This is a genomic window from Marinobacterium rhizophilum DSM 18822 (assembly GCF_000378045.1).
In the GTDB taxonomy this organism is placed as follows: Bacteria; Pseudomonadota; Gammaproteobacteria; order Pseudomonadales; family Balneatricaceae; genus Marinobacterium_A; species Marinobacterium_A rhizophilum.
In genome coordinates this window covers 41,410-60,346 of sequence record NZ_KB899091.1, presented here as the reverse complement: position 1 = coordinate 60,346, position 18,937 = coordinate 41,410, and the positions used below count along the sequence as shown (strand labels likewise).

Below are 18,937 nucleotides of genomic sequence, written 5' to 3'. Positions count from 1 at the left end.
ATTAGCTAGAATAATCGACCATTGAAAAATGGCGTTTTAAGCAGCAGCCGCCTTTCGTTCGGGGTCACTTTTGAATGTTTTCAGCACACGAGTGAACATATCCCGCAACAATGGCGGTACTTTTTCGGCACAAAATAAACCACCGCAGCAACTTGCGCAGATTCCGGCCACCGGCGCTCAGCAGTACGTGGAGCGCATCGCCCAGAACACCTTTCAGGAAACACCGTTTCATCTTGCCGTCTGATTTCAGGTGCCCGATGACCGGCTCGCCACTGTTGCGTCGTCGCATTCGGCGCTTCTCCGATTCCGGCACATTGCGCTTCTGTCCCGCGATAAAGATCCGGATGTCGTCCACACCGGAACCGCGATAGCCGCGGTCAACGAAGCAGGTATCGGGCTTGCGGCCCGTCAATGCTTCCACCTACTGCAACAGATCCGCCAGCGTGTGGCCGTCGTACGGATTGCCTGGGTAGCTGCGAGCTACGACGATGAGGACTTCCTGGCGGTGACCGCAATACTGGCTTTGACGCCAAACTCGTAACGCTTGTGGGCTTTGCCCTTGCTGATGCAGGCTGTATAACTTGTTTTTGCTGTTGCGGGTTTGCGCCAACAGCTGCCTGACCTGGCGCAGACAGGACTGTTGCTTGTCGCTCAATATCAGCCCCAGGGCTTTGACCTGGCGCTCGAGGTCGCACCACACGCCCCAGAATGCCCTTCATTTTCTTGATCCCTTTCTCATTCGCTTGTACTAGAGCATGAGTTGCCGCGGAAATTGCTGGGATAATTCCCCCATGGAGAGAGTATTCCGGAGTCTGAAGTCCGAATGGGTACCTGCTACAGGCTATGCGGGCGTCCTTGAAGCTCAACGTGACCTTAGCCACTATCTAACTAATGCACCGCTACAACTGGCTGCGTCCTCATCAGTATAACGATGGCGGCTCCGCCGGCGAGAGCAGAATAAAAACTTAATGTACTGTCCGGTATTTGTTGACCACGACAAGGACACCGCCCTTTCACGGCGGTAACAGGGGGTCGAACCCCCTATGGGACGCCACTTCCTGACAGCCGATCGGCTGACGGGATCTTAAGCGGGAATAGCTCAGTTGGTAGAGCACGACCTTGCCAAGGTCGGGGTCGCGAGTTCGAGTCTCGTTTCCCGCTCCAAATATCTTCTTTCGAAATGTTAATGCTGTGCCAGTCTGATTGGCGACCCCCTTTTTATCTGTCGGGGTCACGACCGGAGCGCCGGCCGATTCAGTCTCGTTTCCCGCTCCAAGTTTTCAGAACCCAAGTTTCAAAACAGATCGTCGGGTCCGCGCCCGGAGCGCCGGCCGCCGGAATGCCGGCCACCGGAACGCCGGCCGGTTAGTCTCGTTTCCCGCTCCAATACATCCTATCGTGTTACATCAAAGACAGTGCCGACCCAGTAGGCGACCCGCCTTTTATTTGTCGGGCCCGCGACCGGAGCGCCGGCCGCCGGAACGCCGGCCGGGAAGGATGGGTGGAGTGATGCATCCTGGCGATCCTGAACGCTTTGCATGCTATGCGGGCATCACGGAACCCATCGAATCGATCGTATTGCAGATCGATTGGTGTCGGTTGGCACAGTGATGGCGGCGGGGCTCACTGACAGCGCCGTTGCACTGGCGGCTCCATGCCCGCTCCAAAATTTGGTCTGCAGACGTCCACTGGGGTCTGTAGGTCGTTGAAATGAAGCGCGAGCCTCTTTCTTTATTCCAACCGGGGCTGCTGAAATCCAGCTGCGGCCAGCTTTTTGAGGTCGGAATATGACTGAAAAAAAGAAGGGCGCGGACCTCAAATAAGCGAAGTCTCCGCGCCCTGTAAGTGAAGTGTGAATCGGCGGTTTTCCGCGGGTTTAGTAGAGCATCGTCTTGAACCGGTAAGTCAGATTAAGGCCCAGCTCGGTCAGTTAACTACCTTAACGATGTGTCCACTGCTACTGGGCAAGATCATCTTGCGTGAGCAGGTTCAGGGCGATCTGGCGGGCCGCCGCCAGATTCTACGCCGCATACCCCTGGCGGGCTCGGGAATGATCCTCAGAAAAGGCAACATCAAGTACCTAGTGCAGCTTATTCTCAACGTGCCAATGCTGGCGCGTGGCCTGTAGTACTTCGTCGCCGTCATGACTTTGCTGGCGATAAAATACCGTATCAGCGTCGTGCCTTTATGGGGCGCCTGGCGATCCAACATTACCAAACCCCAAATAGATACCCCCTGTCATGGGCGGTGCCGGTGCGGGTGGCGACGTCGTCGTCGCTGATCGTGGTCCGCAAGCGCCGGGTACGCAGCCAGCGGCCAAGGGCATCGGCCATCTGACGGCGGGTATCCCGGAATGCTGGGTCGCTGCCGAGGTCGTGCAGCTCGCTCGGGTCGTTCTGCAGATCGAACAGCTGGGGCTGGAAGTGTTCGTAGTGCACGTATTTCCAGCGTTCGTTCGTCACCATGAACACCCGTGTTTCATCCGGCGCGAGATTCAGGTGCTTGCGTGCATGACGCCAGGCATAGTCAGCTTCGCTGAAGGCGTACTCGCGCCAGTGGCTGATCGTTTCACCCGTGACGAGTGGCATCAGGGAGCGTCCTTCGAGGATGTGAGGCGCGGGCTGGCCACCGGCAACCTCAAGGAAAGTCGGTACCAGGTCGATAGATTCGACCAGCCTGTGACTGCGTGAGCCCCGGGTTGCGTCGGCGCATCGGTCCGGCTCGACGACGATCAACGGGATACGCACGCTCGGCTCGTGAAACAGTTCCTTTTCGCCCAACCAGTGATCGCCCAGGTAGTCGCCGTGGTCAGCGGTCAGCACGATCAGAGTATTGTCCAGTTGCCCCCGCGCCTCGAGGAAATCCATCAGCCGACCGATATGATGATCCAGCTGGCTGATGAGACCCATATAGGCCGGAATCACCCGCTCACGTACCTCGTCGCGGCGGAAGTTGCGGGACTCATCGTGCTGCATGAAGGCCTCAATGACCGGGTGCGGCTGGTCCAGTTCCGCCTCTGAGCGTTTGGCCGGCAGGATATCCGCTTCGCTGTACATGTCGTGGTAGGGCGAGGGTGCGATGTAGGGCCAGTGCGGCTTGATGTAGCTCAGATGCAGGCACCAGGGCTGGTCGCCGGTCTCGTGAATGAAGTCGATTGCCCGGTCCGTAGTGTAGGCGGTTTCCGAGTGCTCTTCCCGGACCCGGGCCGGGCGGTTGCAGTGACGCATCTTCCAGCCGCTGAGGACCTCGCCGTCCGGACCTTCGACCGAATTGGCGAAGTCGTGCCAGGGGTTCGGACTGTCGTATCCCTGCTCGCGCAGATAAAGGTTGTAGGGCAGGTCCGGATTGGCGGACTGGTCCGGGTGCAGGCCGTCATCCCGTTCGAAGGGTTCGAAGCCACACTGGCTGAGCAGGACGCCCCGCGAGGACTGCGGATCGATACCCAGGCGCTGCATGCCTTCGGTGTCCTCTTTCATATGGGTCTTGCCGACGACAGCGACGCGATATCCCTGCGGACGCAGGAAATCGCCAATGGTCAGTTCGCTGATCCGCAACGGCACGTTGTTATAGCTGGCGCCATGGGTAAAGGCGTAACGACCGGTATAGAAGGACATACGCGACGGACCGCAGACCGGCGCCTGGCAGTAGGCGCGGGTGAAATTGACACCTCGGGCGGCGAGGTTATCGATATTGGGGGTGCGAATCGTCGGATGACCGTTGCACCCCAGATAATCGGCTCTTAACTGATCCGCCATGATGAACAGAATGTTGCGGGGCTTCGTCATAAGTCACTCTCTCTGACCACAGAACGCTGCTTTTCAGGACACCTTCGATACAGCGATCATTGATTCCTAATTCGGGCCAAGCCTACTGCGGCAACCGGTCCGATGCTTATCGATACTTTAAATTCTGAAGCCGTAAACACAATCCTGAGTTGCACTAGGTGAAACTCAGGATTGTGTGCCTCGATTTAACTGCCTAGAGTGCAACGACGAGATAGGCGATGGGTCTGATTGTTGTGACCCTGTCGATTTGACGCAGGAACCGGTCCGAGTGACCCCGGAAAGCCGGTTCGATAATAAATGCAATGGGTCCTGAAGGAGTCGAGGCTTTGGCCGTTTCACATAACCCTCTAGTAGAAAAGCACCGTTCGTTTCTGACCCGCCAGCAGAAAATGCTAATCGGCGATTCCTGGGTCGATGCGGCTGCAGGCCATACGCTGGCGGTGCTCGATCCGTCGACCGGCCAGGAAATCACGCGCATCGCCTTGGCCGACGAAACCGATATCGATCGAGCGGTGGAAGCTGCCCGGCAGGCGTTTCGCGATCCGGCCTGGGCGGACATGAAACCCACCGCGCGACAGAAGCTGTTGCTGCAACTAGCCGATTTGATCGAGCGGCATGCCGATGAGCTGGCGGAACTGGAGTCAATAGACAACGGCAAAGTCGCCGCCGCTGCCCGTATGGCGGATCTCAATGGCACCATCGAATTCGTGCGCTACATGGCGGGCTGGGCCACCAAGATCAGTGGCGAGACACTGGATGTTTCGGTTCCGCGCCTGCCGGACGGCAAGTTCTTCGCCTACACCAAACCGCGCCCGGTCGGTGTCGTTGCGGCGATTGTGCCGTGGAATTTCCCGCTCATGATGGCGATCTGGAAAGTGGCACCGGCCCTGGCGACGGGCTGCACGGTGGTACTCAAGCCCGCCGAACAGACCTCGCTGACGGCTCTGCGTCTGGGCGAGCTGGTGCGCGAGGCGGGGTATCCCGCCGGCGTGCTCAATGTAGTGACAGGTCTGGGCGCTCAGGCCGGTGCAGCGCTCGTCGAACATCCCGCTGTCGACAAGGTCACCTTCACCGGTTCAGTCGAGACCGGCAAGCTGATTGGTAAGAGCGCGGTCGAGAGTATGAAGCGATTCACGCTCGAACTCGGCGGTAAGTCGCCGATGATCGTGATGCCGGACATGCCTGTCGAGCAGGCCGTTCAGGGCGCGGCCAACGCCATTTTCTACAACCAGGGCCAGGTCTGCACCGCCGGCTCCCGGCTCTATATCCATCGTTCCATCTTCGATGAGGTCACCCGCGGCATCGCCGACCACGCGGCGCAACTCACCGTGGGGCCGGGCCATGATAGCGCGACCCGGATCGGTCCGCTGGTCTCGGAAGAGCAGGCCCAGCGCGTCTGCCGCTATGTCGAGATCGGCCGCAGCGAAGGTGCCCGGGTGCTGACCGGCGGCGAACGGCTCGACCGGCCGGGGTATTACGTCAGCCCGGCGGTGCTGGTCGACGTCGACAACCGCTCGCGTGTGGTATGCGAGGAAATCTTCGGTCCGGTGCTGACGGCCATGCCGTTCGATACCGAGGAGGAGGCGATCGCGCTGGCGAACGATTCGCGCTATGGGCTGGCGGGCAGCGTCTGGACCCGCGACCTCGCCGTTGCCCACCGCATGGCCGAGCGTGTCGAGGCCGGTATCTTCTGGATCAACTGCCACAACGTTCTCGATCCGAATCTGCCGTTCGGCGGCGTCAAGGCTTCCGGTATCGGCCGCGAACTCGGCAAGGCATCAATCGACGCCTATCTGGAAACTAAATCGGTAATGATGCGACTGGCCTGAGCGGTCCCGCCTGAACAATAAGAGGAAATACTGAGATGAACAACAAGCCGGAATCGAACAAAGACAAAGACATTGCGTACGTGATCCACCCGCATACCAATTTCCGTCTGCACGAGCAGGTGGGCCCGTCGATCATCGAGCGCGGGGAAGGGGTCTACATTGTCGACGACAGCGGCAAGCGGTATATCGAGGGCGTTTCCGGGCTCTGGTGCACCTCGCTGGGGTTCAGCGAGCCGCGCCTGGTCGAGGCGGCGACCCGCCAGCTTAATACCCTGCCGTTCTGTCAGAATTTCGCCCACCGCTCGAGCCAGCCGGCCATCGAACTGGCCGAGAAGCTGATCGAAATTGCGCCGGTGCCGATGTCCAAGGTGCTGTTCCAGTGCTCCGGCACAGAAGCGAACGATACCGCCATCAAGCTGGCCTGGTATCACCACCGCGCCCGTGGCAACGATCGCAAGGTCAAGGTCATCGGCCGGGCCCGCGGCTATCACGGCACCGGTGTAGTAACGGCAGGTGTCACCGGGCTGCCCCATTTCCATATGGAGTTTAACCTGCCCCTGGACTGGGTTCTCCATACCGACTGCCCGCACTATTACCGCTTCGCCGAGGCGGGCGAGACCGAGGAAGATTTCGCGACCCGGCTGGCTGACAACCTGGAGCAGATGATTCTGCGGGAAGGACCCGAAACCATCGCGGCGTTCTTCGCCGAGCCGGTGATGGGTGTGGGTGGCGTGGTGATTCCGCCGGCGACCTATTTCGACAAGATCCAGCGTGTGCTCAAGCGCCACGATATCCTGCTGATCGCCGACGAGGTGATCTGCGGCTTCGGTCGAACCGGTACCATGTGGGGCACCCAAAGCCAGCAGATGCAGCCCGACCTGATCACCTGTGCCAAGGCGCTGTCTTCCTCCTATCTGCCGATCTCCGCGGTGCTGATTTCCGAAACGATTTACGCGTCAATGAAGGCCCAGACCGACAAGGTAGGCATGTTCGCCCATGGTTATACCTACGGCGGCCATCCGGTTTGCGCCGCCGTGGCGCTGGAAACCCTGAAGCTGTACGAGGAGCGCAATATCCTGGCACAGGTGCAGGAAAACGGTGCCTACATGCTGCAGCGGCTGAACGAATTCGCGGACCATCCACTGGTCGGCGACGTGCGCGGCGTCGGCATGCTGGCCGGCCTCGAACTGGTGCGGGACAAGGCGACGCGTGCGCCGTTCGACGTGCCGCAAAAAGTTGCTGGTTTCGCTGCGCAGGCCGCGCAGGATGAGGGGCTGATGATCCGGCCGATCGCCGGCGAGACCCTGGCGTTCGCGCCACCGCTGATCATCAGCCGTAACGAGATCGACCGGATGATCGAGATGACGGCGACGGCGTTGGATCGTACGCAGCGCTGGGTAGATGAAGGGCAGTGATGTGATCAGGGCACGGACGCCAACCCAACCCATTCGCCGGCAAGCCGGCGAATCAGGCTGATAATAAAGCAATAAGAAGACCTGGAGAGTTAGATGAAAACTATCAAGACTGTAATGCAAGTGATGCTGTTGGCCGTTGCGGCGACCGTTGGACTGTCGTCGGTGGCGCAGGCCGAATATCCGGAGCGGCGGATTCAGATCATCAATCCATGGGCGCCCGGCGACTCGGAAGACATCATCATGCGCAAGGCGGCCGAACACATGTCGGAGGCGCTCGGTGTGCCGGTCAAGGTGATTAACCGCACCGGCGGCGGCGGCGTGGTGGGCGCCTCGGCACTGGCCAGCTCGCGGCCGGACGGTTATACCTTCGGAATCCTGACCCAGGGGCCGGCGATCACCCAGGTCGTCATGGACAATACCACCTATGGACTCGACGATTTCCAGCCGGTCGGCCTGTTCCTGGATTATCCCTTCGTGCTGGCGACCCGCAGCGACGAGCCGTACAACAGCGTTCATGAACTCGCCGAATACGTCAAGAGCGGCAAGACCGTGACCCTGGGGGGCTTCGCCCGGCTGGCCGTGCCGTCACTGGTCGCGCGCCTGGCAGCCGAGAAAGAAGGCTTCGACTTTTCCCGCGATATTTCGCTGGATCCGGTCAATACGCTGACCCTGTCCACCGGCGATGCCGATGTGATCACCTTGCCCGAGGCGAACGGTGTGGTGCAGGACGAGAATGCCAAGGCGATCCTGGCGATGACCAACCAGCGTATCTCTATCCTGCCGCAGGTGCCGACCTTCAAGGAAGTCTATGGTCAGGACGCCTCGATCTGGGCCGGTCTGTTCGGGCCGAAGAACGTCCCGGATGCGGCGCTTGAGAAAATCAGCGCGGCATTTCAGCATGCCTTGCAGCAGGACGATATCCAGGCCTACGCCAAGAGCAGCGGTGCGCATGTCTACTTCCTCGGCGCCGGTGAGACGACGGAGCAGATGCACCAGGAAGCGGATCAGTTCAAGCAGCTCATCGACAAACTGGGCTTGCAGTAACGCACGGGCGCCCGCCCTACGGAGCGGGCGTCCGCATTCTAGCGGGAGGTGACCATGATCAGTATCCGGACGTGCCGGGCGATATTCGCCGCGACCTTCAGCCTGATTGCCATTGTCTTTATCTGGAACGGAGACCGGTTGGTCGATAGTCGCATGACGGGTCTGCCCGTTTACAAGTCGCCGCTGTTCTTTCCGACCATCGCACTGAGCGTGATCGCGATCTGTGGACTGCTGGTAGCGGTGCAGGCCCTGCGCAACGTCAAATTCGGTCTGGACATGGATTGCGACGAATCTAAGCCGCGCCTGGGGCTGGCATTCGGCTTGCTCGGTGCGTTCGGGCTCTATGTGCTGTCGATCGACTGGCTTGGCTATTACCTGTCGACCCAGCTCTTCGTGCTGGCGGCGCTGGCGCTGGTCGGCGTCCGGGGACTCAAACTGGTGATCGTCGCGCTGCTGATTCCACTGTGCCTGTATGGGCTGTTCGTCTGGGGCATGGACGTCTGGTTCCCCGAGCCCTGGATCTCGACCGTTTTCGGGCAGCATGACTGAAATAGATCGATTTTCCATAGCCAGTCTTCGCGTGTGTATTAACCCGGCGGGTTAATACATGAAACAGGGATGTTTCATCATTGGCCGCAGGCCAATGCGAACGCCACCAAAATCGGCATGTCCGCGCACCTGCGCCCACTGTTGTGGCGTGGCCGCCCATACGCTTCCATGCGTACGCGGTATACAGTACTTCCTGTATATAACGTACAAAAAGGCAGGGAACCTATTTGTGCGCGAGATTAATAACAATACGAATAAATAGGCATCTTTTTAGCGGGGTGAGAAGTTGTGGAATTGTTACTGGCAAACCTGTCCAGTGGATTCGGCGAGATAATGCATCTGTCCGTAATCCTCTGCCTGCTGTCGGGCAGTATTCTGGGCGTTGTTATCGGCGCCGTTCCGGGCCTCGGGCCTGCGGTCGCGATCGCCGTGCTGCTGCCGGCAACCTTCAGCATGGAGCCTCTGGCGGGACTGTCGCTGTTGCTCGGTATCTATTGCGGTGCCTGGTATTCGGGCTCGATACCGGCGATTCTGATCAATACCCCCGGGACGCCGGTGGCGGTGCTGACCACCTACGACGGTTACCCGATGGCACGCCAGGGGCTGGCGAAGCGGGCACTGAGTATCGCTTTCACCTCGTCCCTGGTAGGTGGCATGGTTAGCGTCATGGTGCTGGTGGTGTCTGCCGGCATGCTGGCGAACGTGGCGAAGAATTTCGGTGCGGTCGAATTCACCGCGGTGACGCTGCTCGGGCTCGCACTGGTTGTGATCGCGCACCGCGGGCAGATGCTGGCGACCGGCATGATGCTCGGCATCGGGCTGTTCTTCAGCACCGTTGGCCTCGGCGGTGCGACCGGGATGCCACGCTACACCTTCGGCAGCAGCGCGCTGCTCAACGGCATCCAGCTGGTGCCGGTGGTGCTCGGTATCTTCGCCATCGCCCAGGCTCTGATTCTTATCGAGTCGGCACTGATGGCCCGGCGGGATGCCGAGGCAACGAATCGGGAAGAAATCCCGGACAGTCAGGCATCGGCCGGCGTCGACTGGGATGGCGTCAAGGAAGTTTTCCGTCACCCCCGCACCCTGTTGCGCTCTAGCGCGTTCGGGGTCGGCATTGGCGTGCTGCCGGGCGTGGGCGAATTCCTGGCACAGTTCCTCTCCTACATCGCCGCCAAACGGGCGTCGCGTCATCCTGAGACCTTCGGCAAGGGGAACCCGGAGGGTCTGATCGCCTCCGAAACCGCCAATAATGCCGTGACCGGAGCCGCCCTGGTGCCGCTGCTGGCATTGGGGATTCCGGGCGAAGCCCTGACGGCGATGATGATAGGCGTGTTCCAGGTCCACAACATCTTTCCGGGCCCTCGGCTGTTCGAACAGAGCCCGGACCTTATCAACGGCATCTATGCCTCGATGCTGGTCATAAACGCCTTCATCTTCGTGTTCCTGCTGTCACTGTCGCGCTGGGCCGGTGTCATGACGCGGATCAACCCGCTGGTGCTCGGTGTGACCATCCTGTCGCTGGCTTTCGTCGGTGCCTATTCGCTAAACCTGTCGATGTCCGATGTCTGGATAGCGCTGGCCTGCGGCCTGTTCGGTTACAGTGCCCGTCGTCTTGGACTGCCCGTGGTGCCGCTGATACTGGGCATGGTGCTCGGTCCGATCATCGAAAATCGTCTGCGCCAGAGCCTCAGCATCAGTGATGGGTCGCTGCTGATCTTCCTCGAGCGCCCGATTTCACTGGCCGTGTTTTCGATCCTGGCCCTGATCCTAGTCTGGATCATCGGCTCGGCGTTGATCGGGAAGCTATCGCGAAAAAAGCCGCAACCTGAGTCCAAAGTCTCGGCCTGATGCCACGGCCGGCAGCGCCCGTCGTCAGTCGTCATCCTGTTTGAAGCCGGATCTGCACGGCGCGGATCCGCAACCCCTTCAGCGAGTGAGCCCATTGTGAATACCGAATTCCTGTTGCAGCGTCGCTTCCGCCTGCTCGGCAGAGGGACGCCGCTGTTTTATCAGCAGCCGTTGCACCTGGTGCGCGGTAGTGGTGTGTGGCTGTACGACGCCGATGGCAACCGCTACCTGGATGCATACAACAACGTTCCGGTGGTCGGTCACTGTCATCCAAAGGTCGTCGCGGCGCTGAGCGAACAGGCGGCGCGACTCAACACCCATACCCGCTATCTGCACAACCATATACTCGACTATGCCGAGCGGCTGACCGCCACCTTCGCTCCTTCGCTGTCGATGGCTATGTTCGCCTGTACCGGCAGTGAGGCCAATGAAATCGCTTTACGCATGGCGCGCCACTGTACCGGCGGGATGGGCATGATTGTTACCGACAGCGCCTATCACGGCAACACCACAGCGGTGGCCGAACTCGGCACGGCCTTCATGCCGGAGGCGGCCCGTACAAGGCACGTGCGCTCGATACCGGCGCCGGACAGCTACCGGGCGCTATCAGGGCTCCAGGGCGAGGCGCTCGCCGACGCCTACGCCGACAGGGTCGCCGACGCGATTGCGGCGTTTGAGGCTGATGGTATTCGGCTGGCGGGGATGCTGCTGTGTCCGGAGTTCGCCAACGAGGGGCTGCTCAATGCGCCACCCGGTTTCATGGCGAAGGCGGTCGAAAAGGTCCGCGCCACCGGCGGGCTCTTTATCGCCGACGAAGTGCAGGGTGGTTTTGGGCGCACCGGCCGCCATATGTGGAGTCATCAGTGGTACGACGGGCTGGTGCCGGACATCGTGACGATGGGCAAACCGATGGGCAATGGCCATCCGGTGTCCGGCGTCGTCGCCCGCGCCGATCTGATTGAGGAGTTTGGCCGTGTGGCACGTTACTTCAACACTTTCGGCGGCAATCCTGTCTCTTGCGCGGTGGGTATGTCCGTGCTCGATGTGCTGGAAGAGGAGGCGCTGCTGGACAATGCGACCCGGGTCGGGGCGTACCTGGCGGCCGGGTTGCGCGAATTGCAGCAGCACCATGAACTGATCGGCGAGGTACGTCAGAAGGGGCTTTTCCTCGCGGTCGAGCTGGTCGGCGACCGGGCGAGCAGGGCGCCGGCGCCGGAGAAGACGCTGCAGGTGATCAACTGGCTGCGCGAGCACGGGGTCCTGATCAGTAAAACCGGTCCGCACGGCACTGTGCTGAAGATCCGCCCGCCGTTGCCGTTTGCGACCGGACATGCCGACCTGCTGCTGGACAAACTGGACCAGGCACTGGCGACGGTGCAGGCATGAGCCGGGCAAAGCCGATGTGGCCCGCGAACGATGCCGCTCTGGAAATGCCGGTCGACGAAGCCAGACTTTGCCAGCTCGCCGCGGCTGCGATGACCGAATGGTCGTTGACGTACGATGTGCTGACGCTGGTCAAGTACCGGGAAAACGCGGTGTTCCGAGTGGGCTGTGCGGGTGGCCGGAAGTATGCGCTGCGTCTGCACCGGCCTGGCTATCACGGAGACGATGCGTTGCGCTCGGAGTTGCGGTGGATTGCCGCACTCAACGCTCAGGGGCTTGGAATACCGGCCGTGATACCAACCCGGTCGGGTGGCCTGATGGCCCGGACTGCCAACTCCGAAGGTCGGATTTGGCCGGCCGATCTGTTCGAGTGGGTCGACGGAGAACCGTTACGCGCTATGGAACCTCGGCTGGCCCGAGACACTGCGCAGGCTGTCCGTCTGTACCGGAACCTAGGCGGGCTGGCCGCCCGGATTCACAATCAGGCCACCGGCTGGCTGCCACCGGGTGAATTCCGGCGCCACTGCTGGGATGCCGAGGGGTTAGCTGGCGAGCGGCCGTTCTGGGGACCTTTCTGGTCGCTGGAGACGCATACGCCGGATCAGGCCGCGTTGCTGCGACGGGTCCGGGAACAACTCTGGCTACGGTTGTCGGAATACGCCGCAGATTCGGCCAATAACCAGCTGTTCAGCCTGATCCATGCGGACTTGGTTCCGGACAACCTGATCGTCGACGGCGATGCCGTGCGTCTGATCGACTTCGACGATGCGGGCTTCGGCTGGCATCTGTTTGAGATCGCGACCGCGTTGTTCGCGATCCGCGAGCAGCCTTATCGGTGCGCGGCATTCGACGCCTTGCTCGATGGTTATCGCCAGAACCGTCCGCTGGCCGATGAGCAGCTTCGCCATCTGCCGATGTTCATCGTTGCACGCGCATGCAGCTATCTCGGCTGGATCGGTGACCGCCCGGATACCGATACCGCCCGCGAACGCTCTGGGCAGCTGACGGCTGTCGCCTGCGAGTTGGCCGAGGCCTGGCTGACGGATCCCAGGCGGCTGCCGTTCGGGCTCTGACCGGTCGGGAGCAACCTCCGGGCCGCTGGCGGAGCCCGTTCAATACAGCTCCTGTTCCAGTCGCGCCCCGAGTTCCGTGGCAGCGGCACAGAGTGCCGGATAGAATTTCTGCCCGATGATCTCCTCGTCCACCGCATTTTCCAGCCAGACGATACTGATACAGGCCCGCAGCCTTTCCTCGGCGAACACCGGTACGGCTATGGCGTTCAGGTAGCCGCCGTAGTCGACGCTGTGTCCCCACCAGTGCGGCTCACGCACACCATATCCCCGCGCACGCGTTTCCTGCACCAGCCGGTCGATCCAGGTATGGTCGCGGGCGTAGGGGCTTTCGTCCGTGTCGGCCAGGGCTAGGCGTTCGAGGATTTCGTTTCGCTCGGTGTCGGAACAGAACGAGAGATAGGCGCGTCCGACCCCCGACCAGATAACGCTTGTCTGGAGACCGATAGCAACCCGGTTGATCAGGAACGGGGACTGGGTACGGGTCGTTTCGATGATTTCCAGCTTAAGGCCCTTGCGCACGAAAAGCTCCGAAGGCCACTGGACCTCCTTCTGCAGTCGAGCGAGCACCGGCGCGGCGATCTGGGCCAGCGCGTCCTGGGATATGATGCTGTCGGACAACTGCTGCAGGTTATAGGACAGGCGGTAGCGATCGTCGCCGAGACGGCGGTAGACCCAGTTCGATTCCTGCAACGTCTGAAGGATTCTAAGTAGCGTGGCCTTGGCGAGTCCTGTGGTGCGGTGAAGGTCTTCCAGCGATGCCGGTGACAGCAGCTGCAGCGCCTGGACCACCTCGAGCCCGCGGGAGAGCGCGCGTATCGACTTTACCATCGGGGATTCCCAGTGTTTCGAATGAGTACGATAACTCTAAGTTTCACACCGTGAAATATCAACGCTGGCTGGCGAGCAAGCCGACCTTCCGGGTGTCGGGAGGGACGTGGCAGGGGAGAGGAATGGCGGCGGGACAGGTGCGGCGGACAGCATGCTGTCCGCCAGATGTGGCTTTTCTGTATGTGCTTCAGCCCTTGCCGAGCTGTGGTACCCGGTGGGTACCGTGGGCGATGCAGACGTTCTTGGTCTCCATGTAGAAGTCGAAACTCCAGTCACCGCCGTCACGGCCGATGCCGGACATCTTGATACCGCCAAACGGCGACGGCAGGTTGCGGTTGTTCTCGGAGTTCACCCACAGCATGCCTGCCTCGACATGTTTGGCCATGCGCATGGCGCGGCCGGTGCTTTCGGTCCAGATGTAACCGGCCAGGCCGTACTCGGTGTCGTTGGCGATGGTGATCGCTTCCTCTTCGGTATCGAAACTGATCGCGGTCAGCACCGGGCCGAAGATCTCCTCCCGGGCGATGCGCATGGAGTTGTTGGCACCGGTGAACAGGGTCGGCTGTACGTAGTTGCCGGCCGGATCCAGGCCTTCACGGCCGTCAAGGATGCGGTTGCCGCCAACGGCGATGGTCGCGCCGTCCTGCTTGGCGATATCCATGTAGCTCATCACCTTGTTGAAGTGACCGCTATGCACCAGCGGGCCGACTTCAGTATTCGGATCCAGCGGGTGGCCGACGCGCAGGTTACTCACGCGCTGTTCCAGCGCCGCCAGAAAGCGGTCGCGGATACCGCTCTGGATCAGCAGACGGCTCGACGAGGTGCAGCGCTGGCCGTTCAGGCTGTAGATCATGAACACGACAGCATCCAGCGCGCGCTCGAAGTCGGCGTCGTCGAACACGATGACAGGGTTCTTGCCGCCCAGTTCGAAGTGCATCCGCTTCAGGGTGTCGGCACCCTGTCGCATGATGTGTGAACCGGTGGCCGATTCGCCGACCAAGGCCACGGCCTTGATCGCCGGGTGTTCGGTCAGGCGTTTGCCGGCGACTTCACCGAAGCCGTTTACCAGGTTCCACACGCCCTTGGGGAGCACTTCATCAGCGATTTCTGCCAGGATATAAGCGCTCAGCGGCGTCAGCTCGGCGGGCTTGTGCACCACGGTGCAGCCAGCGGCGAGTGCCGGGGCGAGCTTCCAGGTGGCGAGCATGAACGGGGTGTTCCACGGCGTGATCACGCCGACCGGACCGATTGCCTTGCGCACGGTGTAGTTGGTGTGCTCGTCCTGATGCAGCGCCAGGCCGTTCTGCGCTTCCGGCGCCTTGTCGGCGAAGAAGCGGAAGTTGGCAGCACCGCGCAGGGCTGCCTGCTTCATGAAGCGGATCGCCTGACCGCAGTCCATGGACTCGACCAGGGCGATCTCGTCCGCACGCTCGACCAGGCGGTCGGCAAATTTGTTCAGCAGACGCTTGCGCTCGGCACCCGGCATGGCAGACCACTCGGCGAAGGCATCTTCGGCGGCTTGGCAGGCGGCATCCACGTCGGCCACGGTGCCAGCCATCACCTTGCCGATGGATCCGTTATCGGTCGGGGTGACGTTGTCGTATTCGCTGCCGCCCTGGCCCAAGGTGAATTCACCGTTGATGTAGTGGCCGGTGGTGTTGTTCTTGAAGCGCTCCAGGTATTTCTGTGCGCGTTCCAGGTTGGTATCCAGTGTATCGCTCATTGTTTCTCTCCCGTTCTGTCTGATCCCGGCAAGGCCTTGGCTCGGTGCCCGGGACGGGTCTTGTTCTCAGTATTTGTCGCCGTAGTATTCCTGCTCGCTGACCATACGGGTCTCGAGTGAGCAGATATCCTCGATCGTACAAACGACGGTATCGCCGGGCTGGCAGTCAACGATACCGTGGGGGGTGCCGGTGCAGATCATGTCGCCCGGGTTCAGGGTCATGATCTTGCTGAGGTATTCGATCACGAAAGGCACGTCGAAGATCATGTCCCCGGTGGTACCGTCCTGAGTCACCTTGCCGTTAACGGTAGTGGTCAGTTTCAGTGCGTTGGCGTCGGGGATGTCCGCCGTATCAACGATCCAGGGGCCCATCGGCAGCAGCGAGTCGCGGCTTTTCACACGCAGGTTGGGGCGGTAGTAGTTTTCCAGATAGTCGCGGATCGCGAAGTCGTTGCAGACGGTGTAGCCGGCCACGTAATCCAGTGCGTCTTCGCGCTTGATGTTCTTACCGGTTTTGCCGATCACAGCGACAAGTTCGCACTCGTAGTGCTGATAGTCGATGTTGTCAGGACGGTAGCTCACCTGCTTGTGACCGGTCAGCGTGTTTGTGTGCTTGATAAAGACCAGCGGCTCTTTAGGTGGCTCAAACGCCAGTTCGGAGGCGTGATCGGCATAGTTGATGCCCAGCGCGAAAATGGTGCCTGGCTCTTTGACCGGCGGCAGCCAGGTAATCTGGTCGGAATCCAGGTCTACGTCGAGTGCCTCGCCGTCAGTGGTGGTGATGCGGTCGTTGGCGTCGATCTGGATATCGAGCTCGTGGCCGTCGAGGATAATGCGTGCGTGTCTCATGGCTCAGGCGCCTCCCAGAGTGTTGCTCAGGGTACCGATACCCTCGATGCTTGATTCAACCTTGTCGCCCTTGGCGACCGGCACGCGGTTACCGGCGAAGCCGACGGCGATGATCTCGCCCGGTTGCAGCGTCATGATGCGCGAGATGATGCTGATCAGTTCGGCAACGCTGCGCTCCATGTTGGCCAGTTCGAAGACGCTTTTCCGTTCGCCATTGACGCTGATGGTCACGCTTAGAGCGTCCGGGTTGGCGATCTTGTCGGCCGCTACGATTTCAGGACCGACAGGTGCTGTCGTGTCCAGGCACTTGCCCTTGATGTCCGGGCGGTAGTAGTTCTGCTCCGGCAGCGAGAAATCGCTGACGATGGTGTAGCCACCGATGCAATCCAGTGCTTCTTCAGCACTGACACGGCAGGTTTCCTTGTCGATCACCACACCGAGGCTGGTGCCGACCGCCATTTCGGCCACATCGTTGCCGTCGAAATCCTTCGCCCATTCGATCTCGGCGCCGTTCCGGCTCCAGGTATTGCGCGGCTTGTAGTAGAGCACCGGCTGGGTCGGCGGCTGCTTGTATGGCGCTTCGCTGAAGGTCGCCTCCAGCTTGGCCAGTTGGTCTTTGTCGTTCAGTGCGACGCAGACCAGTTTGCTGTTGACCAGAGTTTCTGCAGTCATGTCATTCACTCTTGAAGTAAGTCCTGTCGTATTATTCAGTAGCCGGCTTGGGGCTCGTCGTCCGTAACCGGTTCATCGCTCTTGAACTGCTGCGCCAGTTTGCGGGCGCCCTGGGCCAGGATCAGGGTGTCGACGCCGACGCCGACGAAACTCGCGCCCTGCTGCACGTATTGCGTGACCAGCGCCGGATCGAGGCACAGAAGTCCTGCATACTTGCCGGCGGCGCGGATCTTGCCGAGGCCCGCTTCGATCGCCGCGACCACCGCCGGATTGCCGGCATCGCCGACGTAGCCCATCGAAGCCGAGAGGTCCGAGGGGCCGATGAAGACGCCATCGACGCCCTCGACCGCGAGAATCTCGTCGAGGTTCTCCAGTGCGGTGGCGGTCTCGACCTGCACCAGCAGGCAGATTTCATCGTTGGCTTTGTGCAGGTATCCCGGCACCTGGTTCCAGCGTGCGGCACGGGCCAACGAGGTGCCGAGGCCGCGGATGCCCTGCGGCGGATAGCGCACCGCCTGCACCAGCTGGCGGGCCTGTTCCGCGGTATCGACCATCGGTACCAGCAGCGTCTGGGCGCCGATATCGAGCAGTTGCTTGATCAGCGCGGTGTCGCCCTCGACCGGACGCACGATGGGTGCGACGTCGTAGGGCGCTATCGCCTGCAGATGGGTCATGATGCTGCGCAGATCGAAAGGCGCGTGCTCGGAATCGATCAGCAGCCAGTCGAAGCCGGCGACGGCAGCGATCTCGGCGGCGCTGTTGTCGGGCAGACCGAGCCAGAGGCCGTACTGGGGATGGCCGCTGGCCTGACCCTGCTTGAAGCGGTTTTTCGGCAATTCCATCAAGGTTTCTCCTGGATTCGGTGTCTGTTTCAGGCGAAGTTGATCGCGATGCCGCCGAGCGGGCCGTAATCGGCGTGCACGGTATCGCCGGCCTTGATCGGAACGGGACGGGTGAAGGATCCCGCCAGGATTACCTGGCCAGGCTCCAGGCCAATACCGTGCGGTGCAAAGCGCTTGCAGACCCAGCTGATTCCCTTGGCCGGATGGCCGAGCACGCCGGCGGCGATGCCGGTCTCCTCGATCTGGCCGTTAAGGTATAGCAGGGCGCCGGCCCAGCGCAGGTCGATATCGGTCGGCCGGATCGGGCGTCCGCCCAGGATGACGCCGGCGTTGGCGGCGTTATCGGCGATGGTGTCGAACACCTTGCGGGTGTAGCCGGTCTCCGGATTGGTGCGCTGGCAGCGCGCGGCGATCAGCTCGAGCGCGGGCACCACATAGTCGGTGGCGTTGAGGACGTCGATGACCGAGACGTTTTCGCCGAACAGCGGCTTTTTCAGCACGAAGGCCAGTTCGACCTCGATACGCGGATCGAGAAAGTCCGCGGCGTTCAGGGTGGCGCCGTCCTCGAAGAACATGTCGTCCAGCAGCACGCCGTAATCGGGCTCGTCGATATTGACGGCCATCTGCATCGCACGGGATGTGAGACCGATCTTGTAGCCCTTGACGGTGCGGCCCTCGTCGACCTTGCGGTCGACCCACTGCTTCTGGATGGTGTAGGCGTCTGCCATGTCCATCTGCGGGTAGTCGAGCGTAAGGGCCGGGATCTGCTGGCGGCCGGTTTCGGCCGCGTACAGACGATCGGCCGCGATGGCGATTTGTTCTTTATTTAGCATGGGGCTTGTCCCTGTTGTTGGGTTACGTCCGGCTGCTCGGGTGCCGATAGCCTGTACGGGGGAGCTTTCGGGTCGGCGTTCGGCTGCTTCGGTATCTCTTTAAGTTAATATGTTAACTAAAATTGTACGAGTCGCTGTCTGCGTGATCGTGATGCTGAAACCATAATAGTTAATATGTTAAGTTTGTCAAATCTTTTCTGTCGACGTAGAGCGTCAAGGCCGCTTCGGTGTCGGCGTCCGGACGATGGGGTAGCGGGAGCTTCT

General features: G+C 61.0%; 15 protein-coding genes, 1 tRNA gene and 2 pseudogenes. 10 read left to right on the top strand and 8 right to left on the bottom strand.

Translation table 11 applies throughout. The features are described 5' to 3' along the window. Positions 1-36: 36 nt before the first annotated feature. A pseudogene (locus F451_RS28315) lies at positions 37-748 on the bottom strand (transposase); the annotation flags it as partial. 4 nt (positions 749-752) lie between these two features. On the opposite strand from F451_RS28315, the pseudogene F451_RS27040 reads away from it, so the two are divergent. From F451_RS27040 to F451_RS0103835, 3 genes and pseudogenes are all read left to right on the top strand, one after another. Beyond that, a pseudogene (locus F451_RS27040) lies at positions 753-961 on the top strand (integrase core domain-containing protein); the annotation flags it as partial. 127 nt (positions 962-1,088) lie between these two features. Beyond that, positions 1,089-1,164 (top strand) — tRNA-Gly (locus F451_RS0103845). 781 nt (positions 1,165-1,945) lie between these two features. After that, a complete protein-coding gene (locus F451_RS0103835) occupies positions 1,946-2,128 on the top strand; it encodes a hypothetical protein (protein WP_020680032.1) in 183 nt (60 codons plus the stop codon). A gap of 82 nt (positions 2,129-2,210) precedes the next feature. Here the strand turns inward: F451_RS0103835 and F451_RS0103830 are convergent, their stop codons facing one another. After that, entirely contained in the window at positions 2,211-3,785 is a 1,575-nt protein-coding gene (locus tag F451_RS0103830; protein ID WP_020680031.1) for an alkaline phosphatase family protein, read from the bottom strand. A gap of 326 nt (positions 3,786-4,111) precedes the next feature. Between F451_RS0103830 and F451_RS0103825 the strand changes: the two genes are divergently transcribed. The 7 genes from F451_RS0103825 to F451_RS0103795 all read left to right on the top strand — a co-directional run bounded on the left by F451_RS0103825 (position 4,112) and on the right by F451_RS0103795 (position 12,926). After that, positions 4,112-5,614, top strand: coding sequence for an aldehyde dehydrogenase family protein (locus F451_RS0103825; protein ID WP_020680030.1), 1,503 nt, complete (start codon positions 4,112-4,114; stop codon positions 5,612-5,614). Between the two features lie 35 nt (positions 5,615-5,649). Further along, positions 5,650-7,029 (top strand): aminotransferase, encoded by a 1,380-nt coding sequence (locus tag F451_RS0103820; protein WP_020680029.1) that lies wholly within the window; start codon positions 5,650-5,652, stop codon positions 7,027-7,029. Between the two features lie 93 nt (positions 7,030-7,122). Beyond that, complete coding sequence (locus F451_RS24715) at positions 7,123-8,073, top strand: Bug family tripartite tricarboxylate transporter substrate binding protein (protein ID WP_020680028.1); 951 nt, start codon at positions 7,123-7,125, stop codon at positions 8,071-8,073. A 54-nt stretch (positions 8,074-8,127) separates the two neighbouring features. Beyond that, positions 8,128-8,622 carry a tripartite tricarboxylate transporter TctB family protein gene (locus tag F451_RS0103810; RefSeq protein WP_020680027.1) on the top strand — a complete coding sequence of 165 codons (495 nt, stop codon included), beginning with the start codon at positions 8,128-8,130 and terminating at the stop codon, positions 8,620-8,622. 288 nt (positions 8,623-8,910) lie between these two features. Continuing rightward, on the top strand, positions 8,911-10,470 hold the full coding sequence (locus F451_RS24710) for a tripartite tricarboxylate transporter permease (RefSeq protein ID WP_020680026.1): 1,560 nt from the start codon (positions 8,911-8,913) through the stop codon (positions 10,468-10,470). Between the two features lie 96 nt (positions 10,471-10,566). After that, complete coding sequence (locus F451_RS0103800; protein ID WP_020680025.1) at positions 10,567-11,856, top strand: aspartate aminotransferase family protein; 1,290 nt, start codon at positions 10,567-10,569, stop codon at positions 11,854-11,856. Beyond that, positions 11,853-12,926, top strand: a complete 1,074-nt coding sequence (locus F451_RS0103795; protein WP_020680024.1) for a phosphotransferase enzyme family protein — start codon at positions 11,853-11,855, stop codon at positions 12,924-12,926. The genes F451_RS0103800 and F451_RS0103795 overlap by 4 nt, the downstream gene beginning before the upstream one ends. Positions 12,927-12,965: 39 nt before the next feature. On the opposite strand, the gene F451_RS24705 is transcribed toward F451_RS0103795, so the two are convergent. The 6 genes from F451_RS24705 to hpaH all read right to left on the bottom strand — a co-directional run bounded on the left by F451_RS24705 (position 12,966) and on the right by hpaH (position 18,673). After that, complete coding sequence (locus F451_RS24705; RefSeq protein ID WP_020680023.1) at positions 12,966-13,754, bottom strand: IclR family transcriptional regulator domain-containing protein; 789 nt, start codon at positions 13,752-13,754, stop codon at positions 12,966-12,968. 187 nt (positions 13,755-13,941) lie between these two features. Next, entirely contained in the window at positions 13,942-15,477 is a 1,536-nt protein-coding gene (gene hpaE / locus F451_RS0103785; RefSeq protein WP_020680022.1) for a 5-carboxymethyl-2-hydroxymuconate semialdehyde dehydrogenase, read from the bottom strand. Positions 15,478-15,543: 66 nt separating this feature from the next. Further along, complete coding sequence (locus F451_RS0103780; RefSeq protein ID WP_020680021.1) at positions 15,544-16,326, bottom strand: fumarylacetoacetate hydrolase family protein; 783 nt, start codon at positions 16,324-16,326, stop codon at positions 15,544-15,546. A gap of 3 nt (positions 16,327-16,329) precedes the next feature. Next, entirely contained in the window at positions 16,330-16,998 is a 669-nt protein-coding gene (locus F451_RS0103775) for a fumarylacetoacetate hydrolase family protein (protein ID WP_020680020.1), read from the bottom strand. Between the two features lie 35 nt (positions 16,999-17,033). Beyond that, positions 17,034-17,840 carry a 4-hydroxy-2-oxoheptanedioate aldolase gene (gene hpaI / locus F451_RS0103770; protein ID WP_020680019.1) on the bottom strand — a complete coding sequence of 269 codons (807 nt, stop codon included), beginning with the start codon at positions 17,838-17,840 and terminating at the stop codon, positions 17,034-17,036. Between the two features lie 29 nt (positions 17,841-17,869). Continuing rightward, a complete protein-coding gene (hpaH, locus tag F451_RS0103765) occupies positions 17,870-18,673 on the bottom strand; it encodes a 2-oxo-hept-4-ene-1,7-dioate hydratase (protein ID WP_020680018.1) in 804 nt (267 codons plus the stop codon). Positions 18,674-18,937: the final 264 nt, after the last annotated feature.